We start from the raw sequence: 13745 nt of genomic DNA on the forward strand, positions 1-13745 counted from the left end.
CGACACCCTAGGGCGAGGTTAGTCGCCGGCTGCCGAGCAACGCCGTTCCGACACGCACACAGGTAGATCCGTGCGAGATGGCATCTTCCAGGTCGCCGCTCATCCCCGCTGACAGCACGACAGCACTGGGATGATCATCACGTAGGCCTGATACCACCGAAGCCAACGCTTCAAACGCCTGCGCCGGCCTCATCGTCAGAGGGGCGACGGTCATCGCCCCTCGAAGAATAAGATCACCCGAACGAGTGATCACGTTAGCCACTTCCGCAACATCGGCCACGGCCACCCCACCGCGTGACGTGTCACCGTCCAGGCTGACCTGCAGCAACACGTCCAGCGTGCGGCCCGCCGCGTGCGCCGCCTTCGCCAGCGCCTCGGCCAGCCGGACCGAGTCGACCGAGTCGACCTGGTGGGCCCACCCGACGACGGACCGCGCCTTGTTCCGCTGCAACCGCCCGACCATGTGCCACCGGGCGTCGGTGAGGTGTGCCAGCTGACCGGCCTTCGCGGCGGCCTCCTGGTCGCGGTTCTCGGCGAAGTGGCGCAGACCGAGCTCGTAGAGGTGCTCCACGTCGCTCGCGGGCCAGGTTTTCGTCACCGCGAGCAACATCACCTCGCTCGGGTCGCGCCTGGCCGCCGCGCACGCCTTCCCGATGCGGTCGCGCACGTCCGCGAGGTTCGCCGCCAGCTCGTCGCGCCGGTTCACGGTTCGATCCAGACGACGGAGGCGAGCCGGCCGGTCGGGTTCTCCCTGCGGTGGCTGAACAGGTCCTTCTCCTCGAAGGTGCAGCGCGGGTCGACCCCGATCCGCGCCACCCCCGCGCTCGCGAGCTGGTTCCACAGCCCTGCCCGCAGGTCCAGGGCCGGCGTGCCCTTGCGCGACTTCGACGCGCTGCCGGGGAGGTGCTTCTCGACGTCCCGCTGCATCTCCGCGGGCACCTCGTAGCACTCGCCGCACACGCTCGGCCCGAGCAGCACCTCGATCCGGTCGAGCTCGGCGCCCTGCGCCATCATCGCCTTGAGCGCCTCGACCACGACACCGACCCGCGCGCCGACCCGCCCGGCGTGCACGGCGCCGACGACACCGGCCTCTTGGTCGCCGAGCAGCACCGGCACGCAGTCCGCCGTCAGCACGGCGAGCCCGAGATCGGGCTCTTTCGTCACGACCGCGTCGGTGGCCTCCAGCGGTTCGGCCCGCGGCCCGTCGACCACCGCGACGGTGCGGCCGTGCACCTGTTCCATCCAGACCAGGCGGTCCGGGGTGAGCCCGACGCCCTCGGCGAGCCGGGCCCGGTTCGCCTCGACCGCACCGGCGTCGTCCCCAACGTGGTCACCGAGGTTGAACGAGTCGTACGGGGCTTTGGACGCACCACCGGCACGTGTGGTGACAACACGACGAATACGCACGCCCACAGCCTAGTTCTCGAACGACGGAGGACCCCCGAGCACGGGTGCTCGGGGGTCCTCCGGGGTCTGCGTCCTGGTCAGCGCCGCATGAACGGCGGCACGTCCACCTCGTCGTCCGGGTCGTCGGTGACCGGGACCGGCCGCGAGGGCAGCGAGCCGTTCTGCGTCAGCGGCCGCGGCACGGACGGCGCGTAGCCGTTGCCCTGCACGTGCGAGGGCTGCGGCGGCACGGCCGTGGGCGGCTGCTGCACCGGCGGGGCGGGACGCACCTCCGGCTGCGGCTGCGGGACCGGCGGCGGGGCCTGCACCACGGGCGGCGGTGCCTGCACGACCGGCTGCGGAGCGGGGGTCGGTGCCGGTGTCGGCGCTGCCGTGGCGGCGGCGATCGGACCGGTGGCGGTGCGCTGCGGCGAGGACAACGCCGTCGGCTCCAGCTTCTTGTGCGTGGGACCGCCGCTGTCGAACCCGGCCGCGATCACCGTGACCCTGACCTCGTCGCCGAGGGAGTCGTCGATGACCGTACCGAAGATGATGTTCGCGTCCGGGTGCGCGGCCTCCTGGACCAGCGACGCGGACTCGTTGATCTCGAACAGGCCCAGGTCGGAGCCACCCGCGATGGACAGCAGCACGCCGTGCGCGCCCTCCATCGAGGCCTCCAGCAGCGGCGAGTTGATCGCCTTCTGCGCGGCCTGGACCGCTCTGCCCTCACCGCGCGCCGAGCCGATGCCCATCAACGCCGAGCCGGCGCCGGACATGACGGACTTGACGTCCGCGAAGTCCAGGTTGATCAGACCGGGGGTGGTGATCAGGTCGGTGATGCCCTGGACACCGGAGAGGAGCACCTCGTCGGCCGAGCGGAACGCGTCCATCAGGCTGACGCCGATGTCGCCCAGCTGGAGCAACCGGTCGTTCGGGATGACGATGAGCGTGTCGCACTCGTTGCGCAGCGCCTGGATGCCGTCCTCGGCCTGCTTGGCGCGCCGCTTGCCCTCGAACGAGAACGGGCGCGTCACGACACCGATGGTCAGCGCGCCGAGCTTGCGGGCGATCGAGGCGACCACGGGAGCGCCACCGGTACCGGTGCCACCGCCCTCACCTGCGGTGACGAAGACCATGTCGGCCCCCTTGAGGACCTCCTCGATCTCCTCGCGGTGGTCTTCCGCTGCCTTGTGGCCGACCTCGGGGTTGGCCCCGGCGCCGAGGCCGCGGGTCAACTCGCGGCCGATGTCGAGCTTGACGTCGGCATCGGACATCAGCAAGGCCTGCGCGTCGGTGTTCACCGCGATGAACTCGACGCCCTTGAGCCCGACCTCGATCATGCGGTTGACGGCGTTGACACCGCCACCACCGATGCCGACGACCTTGATCACCGCGAGGTAGTTGTGCGGGGGCGTCATCGGATCCGCCTTCCTGATCGTGGTCCGTGCTGTGGTGCTGGGTGGTGATGCACCCGGATTGGAACTCTCAACCTCTCGGCGAGACTCAGAGTTATGTCAACCCCATATGTTCCTGCTGGACGGTAGGCACCGGCGGTGCGTCGGTCCAGCAGCCACGCCGCAGATTCCCAACACTGTGCGCTACTACTCCCCGGTCGTGCCGTCAAGCAGTCCGCACGATGCTGAGCACTGCGCACCACAAGCGTAGTCGTGCCCCGGATCTGGAGATCGTCTCCCCCACCTTCTCGCGGTTCCGGCCTTCCCGCGGGACGACCCCCCGCTACCACCGGTAGGCGGTGACGGTCCCGCCGACGCCGCCGGCGGGGCGACCGCGCCGGGACCGCTGTTGATCGTCCTGTGTGGACTTCGTCGCGGTGGCGGGCGACCTTGAGTACTTCCTTCGGGTGACAACGACCAGGACGGCTAATGCCACACCGGCCACGCCGATGAGCACGGTAGTCGTCCACGTCCCAGGAGGTCCGTCTTGGCACCCGCACCCGCGTCCGTGCGTTCGCTCGTCGTCGAGGCGATCGTGCTGGAGCTCGTCACGAGCAGGCTCGGCAGCCTGGTCGTGCGGTTGCTGAAGCCGGCCGGCTGACCCGGACCCCAGGAGAGATCCCCGTGTGCTCCCAGCCGAACCCGCGCACCCAGCGCCGCCCGCGCCGCGTCCCGACGCCGTCCCGCCCGCGCAACCCGCGGCCCTGACCCCGCCGGACCACCGCGGTTCGAGCAGTGATCGCGACTAGGAGATGGTGGCCAGGTCCGGTGAGGTCACGTCGAACGCCGTCCCCTCGCGGGTCAGCAGCACCAGCAGCACGGCCGCCTTCCGCGGCGTGTCCTCGGACCCGCCCCACTTCACGACGCGGTCGCCGGACAGCACCAGCTTCACGTCGGCGCCGGTCGTGGCCGACACCTGCAGCACCTCGGCGCGCAGCGCCGCCGGCAGCTCGTTGACGACGCCGACCGCGGCGCGCGTGGCCGGGTCGACCGCCGACGGGGTGGCGAGGACCAGGTCGGGCACGCCCGGCGCGGGGGCCGGCATGGTCGCGTAGTCCTTGCCGGTCGAGTCGACCAGGTGGTAGCCGTCCGACAGCTTCACGGACCCGACCGGGACGCGTTCGGTGACGAGCAACCGGACCGTGCCGGGCAGCTGCCGTTCGACCTCGATGGCGGCGATGCGCGGGACTGCGGCGACTCTCTCGCGGATGGCTTGCAGGTCCAAGCGCACCAACGGGGCGCCGGACTCGATGGCGGCTGCGGCGCGCACCTCGTCGTCGGTGAGCACCACGGCGCCGTGCACGTCCACGTTGCGGACGCCCAGCAACGGCGTGAAGAACACCCCGTAGGTCAGGCCGATGAGGCCCAGCACCGTTGCCAGAGCGACCAGGCGGCGGCGCAGGATGATCCTGCGCCGCGCCCGGTGCTCGGAACTCCTCGCGCGCCGGTTCGCGGGGCGAGCGCGCTGGGACCTGCCGCGAACCGGGGCGCTCATGACAGCGCGCTGACGATCTCGGGACCGAGCATCGTGACGTCGCCCGCCCCCATCGTGACGACGAGGTCGCCGTCGCGGACCAGCGACGCCACCAGTGCCGGCACGCGGTCGAACGACGGCTCGTAGTGCACGGAGGCGGTGACCTGGTCCGCGATCAACGCGCCGGTGACACCGGGTTCCGGTTCCTCGCGCGCGCCGTACACGTCCAGCACGACGACCTCGTCGGCCAACGACAGCGCTGCGGCGAACTCGGCGGCGAACGTGCGCGTGCGCGAGTACAGGTGCGGTTGGAACACCACGACGACACGGCCCGCTCCCGCGACCGGACGTGCCGCACGCAGCTGTGCGTCGACCTCGGTCGGGTGGTGCGCGTAGTCGTCGTAGACCGACACGCCACCGGCACGGCCCTTGAACTCGAACCGCCGCCGCACGCCGCCGAACGCCGCCAGGCCTTCGAGCAGACCGGCCTGGTCCGCGCCCAGCTCCAGCCCGGCCAGCAGCGCGGCGACCGCGTTCAGCGCCATGTGCTCGCCCGGCACGGCGACCCGCACCTCGACCGCGACGCCGCCGATCTCGACCGACGCCAGGCCACCGCTCTCCGCGGGCTTGTAGTCGACGATCCGCGCGTCGGTGGCCGTGCGGCCGTACTCGCGCACCCGGATGCCGCGCGCGCGGGCCTCGGTGATCAGCCGCGCGGCGCCGGGGTCGTCCGCGCAAGACACCAGCACGCCGCCGGGCATGATGCGGTCCAGGAACGAGTCGAACACGGCGGTGTACGCCTCGACCGTGCCGTGGTGGTCCAGGTGGTCGGCCTCGACGTTCGTCACGACCGCGACGGACGGCGAGAAGAACAGGAACGAGCCGTCGGACTCGTCGGCCTCGGCGACGAACACCCCGCCCGTGCCGTGGTGCGCGTTCGCACCGGACTCGTTCAGGTCGCCGCCGATGGCGAACGACGGGTCGACGCGGCAGTGCTGCAGCGCCACGGTCAGCATCGACGTGGTCGACGTCTTGCCGTGTGTGCCGGCCACGCACACGACCCGCTGGTCCTCCATGAGCGCGGCCAGCGCCTCGGCGCGGCGCAGCACCGTGATGCCGCGCTCGCGGGCCGCCGCGTACTCCGGGTTCGTCTCCCTGATCGCGGTCGACACCACGACCTCGGTCGGGCCGCCGACCAGCTGGTCCAGGTTCGCCGCGTCGTGCCCGACGGCGATCCGCGCACCCTGGGCGCGCAGGGCGAGCACGGTCCGCGAGTCCTTGGCGTCCGAACCGGACACCTGCACGCCGCGGGCCAGCAGGATGCGGGCGATGCCGCTCATGCCGGCACCACCGATGCCGACGAGGTGAACGCGTCCGAGACTCACTTCTTGATCACCTCCAGCACCCGGCGGGCCAGGACCTCGTCGGCCTCGCGCCGGCCGGTGCCCAGCGTCGCCGCGGACATCGCCGCCAGCCGCTGCCGGTCCGCCACCAGCGGCACGACCAGGGAGGCGACCTTCTGCGGGGTCAGCTCCTCGTCCGGCACCAGCAGGCCGCCACCGGCCGACACGACCGGTCCGGCGTTGAGCGCCTGCTCGCCGTTGCCGTGCGGCAGCGGCACGAACACCGCGGGCAGGCCCACGGCGGACACCTCGGCGACCGTCATCGCACCGGACCGGCACAGCACGGCGTCCGCGGCCGCGTAGGCCAGGTCCATGCGCTCCAGGTACGGCACCGGCACGTAGGCGGGCCGGCCGGGGACCTGTTGCACCGCAACGGTGTTCTTCGGCCCGTAGGCGTGCAGCACGCCGACGCCCGCGCGGGCGAACTCGGCGGCCACGGGTGCCACGGCCTCGTTGATCGACCGCGCGCCCTGCGAACCGCCGAAGACCAGCAGCGTCGGCGCGTCCGGGTCCAGGCCGAAGAACCGGCGGGCCTCGGCGCGCAGCGCGGCGCGGTTCAGCGTCGTGATCGAGTGGCGCAGCGGGATGCCGATGACCTCCGCGTCCGCGAGGCCGGAGTCCGGCACCGCCGCCGCCACGTGTTCGGCGAACTTCGCGCCGACCTTGTTCGCGAGACCGGCCTTCGCGTTCGCCTCGTGCACCACGATCGGCACCCGGCCGCGCGCGGCGAGGTAGGCGGGCAGCGCCACGTAGCCGCCGAAGCCGACGACGACGTCCGCGCCCACCCGCTCCAGCACCTCGCGGGTCTGCTTCACGGCGCCGCGCACGTTCAGCGGCAGCTTCAGCAGGTCCAGGGTGGGCTTGCGCGGCATCGGCACCGGCGGGATCAGCTCCAGCGGGTAGCCGCGGGCCGGCACGATCTTGCTTTCCAGACCGCGCTCGGTGCCGAGCGCGACGACACGCGCGTCGGGTCGCAGCCGCATGACCGCGTCGGCCAGCGCCAGTGCCGGCTCGATGTGTCCCGCGGTGCCACCGCCCGCGACCACGACGCACGGACCACTGGGGGCAGGGTGCCCGGTCAAGACGTTCCTCCGGTGTTGGTGTGCTGCGAAATCAGTTGTACCGCCCGCGTCCGCGGGTCGATCGGCCTTGCTCTGAACGGCTCTGGTTCACCCGCCGCGTTTCGCGGCGACGGTACTCCGAGGGCGGAGCGGAGCGTCCAGCCACACGACGTTCGTCCACCACCGGGAGTTGCGCGGTGCGGTTGCGGCCGGGTGCGCGCGGGGGCGTCGACGGGCGGACCGGCTTGCGCTTGGGCGGCGGCTTGTAGGCCTCGGGTGCGGGCAGCTTCAGCAGGCCACCGACCCGGCCGGGGCCGAGCGAGCGCAGCGCAGACACCGCTTCCGGCTCGTGCCGGGCGCAGTTCGCGAGGATGCCGAACACCACCATGGTCGTGACGATCGACGTGCCGCCGGCGGAGATCATCGGCAGCGTCAGACCGGTGACGGGCAGCAGCTTCACGACGTAGCCGATGTTGATCGCGGCCTGCGCGACCAGCCACACCGTCAGCGTCGCCGCCACGATCCGGATCCACGGGTCGGTGTTGCGCGCGGCGACCCGCAGACCGATCCACGCGAGCGTGCCGAACAGCGCCAGCACCAGCGCGCACCCGACGAACCCGAGCTCCTCGCCGATGACCGCGAAGATGAAGTCCGACTCGACGTTGGGCAGGTACCGCCACTGCGAGCTGCCCCGCGCGAGGCCCTTGCCGAACAGGCCGCCCTCGGCCAGCGCGAACATCGCCTGCCGGGCCTGCAGACCGGCGCCCTGCGGGTCCGCGTTCGGGTCGAGGAACGACGTGACGCGCGAGAGCCGGTAGGTCGCCCCGATCGCGAGCACGACGGCACCGGCCACCGCGCCGCCGAGGATCACGCCGAACAACCGCATCGGCGCGCCCACGAACCACAGCAGGCTGACCAGCACCACGCCGAGCGTGATCGTGCCGCCGAGGTCGGGCTGCAACATGACCAGCGCGAACACCAGCATCGCCACGGGCACGACGGGCACCAGCAGGTGCCGGTACTGCGAGAGCAGCGCCCGCTTGGTCACGAGCACGTGCGCGCCCCACAGCGCGAGCGCGAGCTTCACCGCCTCGATCGGCTGGAACGACACCGGCCCGAGGGTGAACCACGACCGGGCGCCACCGCGCACGTCACCGAGCGGCGTCAGCACCAGCGCCAGCAGCAGCACGCCGATGCCCATCGCGGCCGTCGACAGGTGCCGCAGCTTCCGCAGGGGGAACCGCAGCACCACCCAGAACAGCACCGCGCCGACGCACACGTAGATCAGCTGCTTCTGGAACACGCTGTAGGCGGAGACACCCGAGGCGACCTGCCCCGGCGCGGACGCCGACAGCACCATCACCAGGCCGAGCACGGTCAGCATGCCGAAGACCGCGAGCAGCAGGTGGAAGTCCGCCAGCGGACGGCTCAGCCACGCGGTCAGACCGCCGCGCACCGACGCGACGCGCCTGGCGGGACGCGCCTTGCGCTTGGTCCCCGTCTTCTCCGCGACGACGCTCATCGGCCGATGAGCTCCCGCACCGCGGCGGTGAACGCCTGCCCGCGATGGGCGTAGTCGGTGAACATGTCCATGGAGGCCGCTGCGGGGGCGAGCAGCACGGTGTCACCCGGCCCCGCCAGTTCCCGGGCAGCACGTACCGCGACGGTCATGGCCCCATCGTCCCCCGCGTCAAGGACCCGAACGGGGACATCGGGCGCGTGTCGCGCCAGTGCGTCCGCGAGGACCTGCCGGTCCTGCCCGATCAGCACCACGCCGTGCAGCCGGTGGGCCTCTGTGCGGACCACGTCCTCGACCGACGCGCCCTTGAGCAGGCCGCCCGCGATCCACACGACGCTGTCGAACGCGCGCAGCGACGCCACCGCCGCGTGCGGGTTCGTCGCCTTCGAGTCGTTGACGTAGCGGATGCCGTCGGCCTCGCCGAGCAGCACGGCGCGGTGGGCGGCCGGTTCGAACGACTCCAGGCCCTCGCGCACGGCTTCGGACGGCACGCCGTACGCGCGCGCCAGCGCCGTCGCCGCCAGGGCGTCCGCGATGCCGGGCGGGCCGGCCGGGCGGATCTTGGCCACTTCGACCAGCGGCTCGTCGTCGGCGAACGCGCGGTCCACCAGCCAGCCGCCGCGCACGCCGAGCTGGCCCTCCGCGGGCTCCTCCAGGGTGAACCCGACCTTGTCGCGCGCCGGGGCGTCCTCCAGCAGGTCGACGACGAGCTCGTCGTCGAGCCAGCCGATCGCGACGTCCCCGGTCAGCACCCCGGCCTTGGCCCGCGCGTAGGCCTCCATGCCGCCGTGCCAGTCCAGGTGGTCCTCGGCGAGGTTGAGCAGCGCACCGGCCTGCGGGCGCACCGACGGCGCCCAGTGCAGCTGGAAGCTCGACAGCTCCACGGCGAGCACCCGGCGCCCGGCCAGCAGCGCGTCCACGACCGGCAGTCCGACGTTGCCGCAGGCCACGGCGTCCGCGCCGGCCGCGCGCAGGATCGACTCCAGCATGCCGACGGTCGTGGTCTTGCCGTTCGTGCCGGTCACCGCGAGCCACACCGGCGGGTCGGCGAGCTCGGCGGCCATCCGCCAGGCCAGCTCGACCTCGCCGATCACCTCGACGCCCGCCGCCGCCGACGCCGCGAGCAACGGGCTCGACGGCTGCCAGCCGGGGCTCGTGACCACCAACGACGTGCCCGCGGGGGGTTCGGTCAGGCCGGGCACCAGCTCGACGCCCTCCAGCAGCGACTCCAGCGCCGCCAGCCGGTCGGGGGACGAGTCCGTCACCACGACCTCGGCGCCCGCCGCGAGCAACGCCTCCGCCGCGGACCGGCCGGTCACCCCGGCACCGGCGACCAGCACCCGCGACCCGGCCAGCTTCGTCATCAGAACCCGCCCGTCAGCCACTCGCTGTAGAAGACGCCCAGACCGAACATGCAGCAGATGCCGGCCATCAACCAGAACCGGATGATGACCGTGGTCTCCGCCCAGCCCGCCAGCTCGAAGTGGTGGTGGAACGGTGCCATGCGGAACAGCCGCCGTCGTGACGTGCGGAAGACGGCGACCTGCATCGCCACCGACAGCGCCTCGACCACGAACAGACCACCGATGACGATCATCAGCAGCTCGGTGCGGGTCGCGATCGCGAGACCGGCGACCAGGCCGCCGAGCGCGAGCGAGCCGGTGTCACCCATGAAGATCTTGGCGGGGGCGGCGTTCCACCACAGGAAGCCGATGCAGCCGGCCATCGCGGCCGCGGCGATCACCGCGAGGTCCAGCGGGTCGCGCACGTCGTAGCAGCCGACCACCGCGTAGCTGGTGCAGTTGTAGCGGAACTGCCAGAACGAGATCACGACGTACGTGCCGAACACCATCGCCGACGAGCCGCCGGCGAGGCCGTCGAGGCCGTCGGTCAGGTTCACGGCGTTCGACCAGGCGGCGACCATGCCGTAGCAGAAGACGATGAACCCGATCGTGCCGAACGAGACGACGGTGATGTCGCGGACGAACGACAGGTTGACCGACGCGGGGGTCAGGCCCTCCTTGTTCGGGAACTGCAGCACGAGGATCGCGAACGTGATCGTCGCGATGAACTGGCCGACCAGCTTCGCCGTCTTGTTCAGGCCCAGGTTGCGGGCCTTGCGGATCTTGATGAAGTCGTCGAGGAAGCCGACGAGCCCCAGCGACGTCGTCAGCATCAGCACGAGCAGGCCGGACGCCGTCGGGGTCTGCCCGGACGCCGAGGCCGACATCGAGTTCACCAGGTGCGTGCCGAGGTACCCGGCCCACATCGCGACCAGGATGGCGAGACCACCCATGGTCGGCGTGCCGCGCTTGGTCTTGTGGTGCTGCGGGCCGTCCTCGCGGATCTCCTGGCCGAAGCCCTGGCGCGAGAAGATCTTGATCAGGTACGGCGTCAGCAGGATCGACACCGCGAGTGCGATCGCAGCCGCGATCAGGATGCTCTTCACTTGGTTCCTGCCTCCAGCAGGGCCTCGGCGATGCGCCACAGGCGGTAGGCGTTGGATGCCTTGACCAGCACGACGTCACCGGGCCGGAGTTCCGCGCGCAGCAACTCGATCGCCGCGTCCGCGTCCGGCACCAGGACGGATTCCTCTCCCCAAGATCCTTCCAGGTGCGCGCCCTGGTGCATCGCGCGGGCCGCGTCGCCGATCACGACGAGCTTGCTGATGTCCAGGCGCACCACGAGCCGGCCGATCTCGTCGTGCTCGCGCACGGCGTCGTCGCCCAGCTCGGCCATCGGGCCGAGCACGGCCCAGCTGCGGCGGGCGGGCGTGGCGGACCGGGCGATCGTCGCGAGCGCCTTCAACGCCGCCCGCACCGAGTCCGGGTTCGCGTTGTAGGCGTCGTCGACCACGGTCACGCCGTCGGCCCGTTCGGTGATCACCATGCGGTGCGCGGACACCCGTTCCGCGGCACCGAGTCGTTCGGCCACCTCGGCGGGCGTGGCGCCCAGCTCCAGCGCGATGGCGGCGGCGACCAGCGCGTTGCCGACCTGGTGCGCGCCGCTGACGCCGAGCTTGACGTGCGCCTCGCCCCGCGCGGTCCGCAGCGTGAAGCTCGCACGGGCCTGCTCGTCGAGCTCGATGCCCACCGCGCGCACGTCCGCGTTGGGGCTCTCACCGACGAGGACGACCTTGGCCCTCGTGCGGCTCGCCATGCCCGCGACCAGCGGGTCGTCGGCGTTGAGGATGGCGACGCCGTCCTCCGGCAGCGCCTCGACCAGCTCGCCCTTGCCCTGCGCGATGCCCTCGCGGGAACCGAACTCGGACAGGTGCGCGGTGCCGACGTTGAGCACGGCACCGAACTTCGGCGGCGCGACCCCGCAGAGGTTCGCGATGTGCCCGACCCCGCGCGCGGACAGCTCCAGCACCAGGAACTTCGTGTCCTCGCCCGCCCGCAGCGCGGTCCACGGATGGCCGAGCTCGTTGTTGAACGACTCCGGCGGCGCGATGACCTCACCGGTGGGGCGCAGCACCTGGGCGATGAGGTCCTTCGTGGACGTCTTGCCCGCCGACCCGGTGATGCCGATGATCGTGAGGTCCGCCAGCCGGTCGGTGACGTGGCGCGCGAGCTTCGCGAGCGCCTCCAGCACCGCGGCGCCCTCGCCGTTCTGGTCGCCGGCGAGCACGTAGGCGTTGGCGTGCCTGGTCGGCACCGGCGGCGCGATGACCGCGGGGGCGTCGACCTCGCGGCCGGCCAGCACACCGGCCGCGCCCGCCGCGACGGCCTGCGCCGCGAAGTCGTGGCCGTCCACGCGTTCTCCCGGCAGGGCCAGGAACAGACCGCCGTCGGTGACCTTGCGGGTGTCGAACTCGATGGTGCCGGTGACGACCGGGCTGCCATCGGTTGCGTGCAACCGTCCACCGACGACCTCTGCGATCTCGGCGAGCGTGAGTGCGATCAACGGTGCGCCTTCCTGATCGCGGCGGTCAGGGTCTCCACGTCCGAGAACGGGTGGATCACGCCGGCGATCTCTTGTCCCGTCTCATGTCCTTTGCCCGCCACGACGACGACATCGCCGGGAAGTGCCAGCTCGACGGCCTTCCCGATCGCGAGCCCCCGGTCGCCGATCTCCAGCACCTCGCCCCGGTTCGCGGTGGCGAGGGCGCCTTCGAGCACGGCGGCCCGAATGGAGGACGCGTCTTCGCTCCTGGGGTTGTCATCGGTGATGATCACCACGTCGGCGCGTTCCGCCGCGGCCTCCCCCATGAGGGGCCGCTTGGCCCGGTCGCGGTCACCGCCGCAGCCGAGCACGACGATCACCCGGCCGTCGGTCTTGGCCCTCACCGCGTCCAGCGCGAGCGCGACGGCGGCGGGCTTGTGCGAGTAGTCGACGACGGCGGTGAAGTCCTGGCCCTCGTCCACCCGCTGCATGCGGCCGGGCACCTGCACGGCCGCGAGACCGGCGCGGATCGCCTCGTCCGGGACGCCCTCCGCGTGCAGGCAGGCGATGGCCAGCAGGGCGTTCGCGACGTTGAAGCTGCCCGCGAGCGGGAGGTGGACCTCGACGTCGCCGTCCGGGCCGTGCGCGGTGAAGGTCTGCTCGCCGGTGGCGCTCACCTCGACACCGCTCGCGGTCCAGTCGGCGGGCTTCGTCGTCGCGACGGTGACGGTGCCCGGCTTGACCAGCCTGGGGCCCCAGTCGCCGTCGACGCAGACGACCTCGCGGCGCGCGCGACCGTCGAACAGCTGCGCCTTGACCTGGAAGTACTCCTCCATGTCGGCGTGGTAGTCGAGGTGGTCCTGGCTGAGGTTCGTGAACGCGCCGACCTCGAACTCGGTGGCGGCGACGCGGCCCATGTGCAGCGCGTGGCTGGAGACCTCCATCGCCACGTCGGTGACACCGCGCTCGGCCATCACCGCGAACAGCGCCTGCAGGTCCGGCGCCTCCGGCGTGGTGTGCGAGCTGCCGAGCTGCTCGTCGCCGATGCGGGTGCCGACCGTGCCGATCAGCCCGGTGGTGCGGCCCGCGGCCTTGAGCACCGACTCGATCATGTACGTGGTGGTGGTCTTGCCGGACGTGCCGGTGACCCCCCATAGCCGCACCTTCGCCGACGGCCGCCCGTAGACGTGGGCGGCGAGCAGCCCGACCACCTCGCGCGGGCGCGGGTGGATGAGCACGGGCACGTCCTTGAGGGACTCGCGAGCGGCACCGGCCTCGTCCGTGAGCACCGCGACCGCACCGTTCGCGAGAGCGGTCTCCGCGAAGTCGGCACCGTGCGCGTGGGCGCCGGGCAGCGCGGCGTAGAGGTCGCCGGGGACCACGTGCTGTGCACGCAGAGTCACCCCGGTGATCTGGACGTCGGCGTGCGCGGGACGCGTCAGGTGCACGTCGGCGACCGCGGCCAGGGCAGCCGCGGACGCAGGTCGGATGTGGTTCGGGCGGGGCGGGGCGGTCGCGACCTTGCCCTCGAGCTTGGCAGGCACGCGCAAGAGGCTACCGGCG

General features: G+C 72.1%; 11 protein-coding genes. All 11 read right to left on the reverse strand.

The features are described 5' to 3' along the window. Window positions 1-7: 7 nt before the first annotated feature. The 11 genes from ACZ7CF_RS24850 to ACZ7CF_RS24900 all read right to left on the reverse strand — a co-directional run bounded on the left by ACZ7CF_RS24850 (window position 8) and on the right by ACZ7CF_RS24900 (window position 13726). Window positions 8-706 carry a YggS family pyridoxal phosphate-dependent enzyme gene (locus ACZ7CF_RS24850; protein ID WP_360390507.1) on the reverse strand — a complete coding sequence of 233 codons (699 nt, stop codon included), beginning with the start codon at window positions 704-706 and terminating at the stop codon, window positions 8-10. Then, complete coding sequence (gene pgeF / locus ACZ7CF_RS24855) at window positions 703-1407, reverse strand: peptidoglycan editing factor PgeF (RefSeq protein WP_470370697.1); 705 nt, start codon at window positions 1405-1407, stop codon at window positions 703-705. The genes ACZ7CF_RS24850 and pgeF overlap by 4 nt, the downstream gene beginning before the upstream one ends. A 77-nt stretch (window positions 1408-1484) precedes the next feature. Beyond that, entirely contained in the window at window positions 1485-2804 is a 1320-nt protein-coding gene (ftsZ, locus tag ACZ7CF_RS24860; protein ID WP_360390512.1) for a cell division protein FtsZ, read from the reverse strand. A gap of 781 nt (window positions 2805-3585) precedes the next feature. After that, a complete protein-coding gene (locus tag ACZ7CF_RS24865; RefSeq protein ID WP_458430730.1) occupies window positions 3586-4335 on the reverse strand; it encodes a cell division protein FtsQ/DivIB in 750 nt (249 codons plus the stop codon). Continuing rightward, window positions 4332-5699 (reverse strand): UDP-N-acetylmuramate--L-alanine ligase, encoded by a 1368-nt coding sequence (gene murC, locus ACZ7CF_RS24870; protein WP_470370698.1) that lies wholly within the window; start codon window positions 5697-5699, stop codon window positions 4332-4334. Before murC ends, ACZ7CF_RS24865 begins: the two co-directional genes overlap by 4 nt. Then, the gene (murG, locus tag ACZ7CF_RS24875) at window positions 5696-6799 is read right to left on the reverse strand and encodes an undecaprenyldiphospho-muramoylpentapeptide beta-N-acetylglucosaminyltransferase (protein ID WP_360390519.1); all 1104 of its coding nucleotides are present in this window, start codon (window positions 6797-6799) and stop codon (window positions 5696-5698) included. The genes murC and murG overlap by 4 nt, the downstream gene beginning before the upstream one ends. A 31-nt stretch (window positions 6800-6830) precedes the next feature. Continuing rightward, on the reverse strand, window positions 6831-8300 hold the full coding sequence (gene ftsW / locus ACZ7CF_RS24880; protein WP_360390522.1) for a putative lipid II flippase FtsW: 1470 nt from the start codon (window positions 8298-8300) through the stop codon (window positions 6831-6833). Then, window positions 8297-9661, reverse strand: a complete 1365-nt coding sequence (murD, locus tag ACZ7CF_RS24885) for a UDP-N-acetylmuramoyl-L-alanine--D-glutamate ligase (RefSeq protein WP_470370699.1) — start codon at window positions 9659-9661, stop codon at window positions 8297-8299. The genes ftsW and murD overlap by 4 nt, the downstream gene beginning before the upstream one ends. After that, window positions 9661-10746, reverse strand: coding sequence for a phospho-N-acetylmuramoyl-pentapeptide-transferase (gene mraY, locus ACZ7CF_RS24890; protein ID WP_065916843.1), 1086 nt, complete (start codon window positions 10744-10746; stop codon window positions 9661-9663). Before mraY ends, murD begins: the two co-directional genes overlap by 1 nt. After that, a complete protein-coding gene (locus ACZ7CF_RS24895) occupies window positions 10743-12203 on the reverse strand; it encodes a UDP-N-acetylmuramoyl-tripeptide--D-alanyl-D-alanine ligase (RefSeq protein WP_360390528.1) in 1461 nt (486 codons plus the stop codon). The genes mraY and ACZ7CF_RS24895 overlap by 4 nt, the downstream gene beginning before the upstream one ends. Then, window positions 12200-13726 carry a UDP-N-acetylmuramoyl-L-alanyl-D-glutamate--2,6-diaminopimelate ligase gene (locus ACZ7CF_RS24900; RefSeq protein WP_458430728.1) on the reverse strand — a complete coding sequence of 509 codons (1527 nt, stop codon included), beginning with the start codon at window positions 13724-13726 and terminating at the stop codon, window positions 12200-12202. Before ACZ7CF_RS24900 ends, ACZ7CF_RS24895 begins: the two co-directional genes overlap by 4 nt. Window positions 13727-13745 lie beyond the last annotated feature (19 nt).

Source organism: Lentzea sp. NPDC036955 (assembly GCF_055608005.1).

Excerpts from the sequence above, each read along its gene's own strand:
- murD (WP_470370699.1), bottom strand. The coding sequence starts at position 9,661 with ATGACGAAGCTGGCCGGGTCGCGGGTGCTGGTCGCCGGTGCCGGGGTG.
- ftsW (WP_360390522.1), bottom strand. The coding sequence starts at position 8,300 with ATGAGCGTCGTCGCGGAGAAGACGGGGACCAAGCGCAAGGCGCGTCCC.
- ftsZ (WP_360390512.1), bottom strand. The coding sequence starts at position 2,804 with ATGACGCCCCCGCACAACTACCTCGCGGTGATCAAGGTCGTCGGCATC.
- ACZ7CF_RS24865 (WP_458430730.1), bottom strand. The coding sequence starts at position 4,335 with ATGAGCGCCCCGGTTCGCGGCAGGTCCCAGCGCGCTCGCCCCGCGAAC.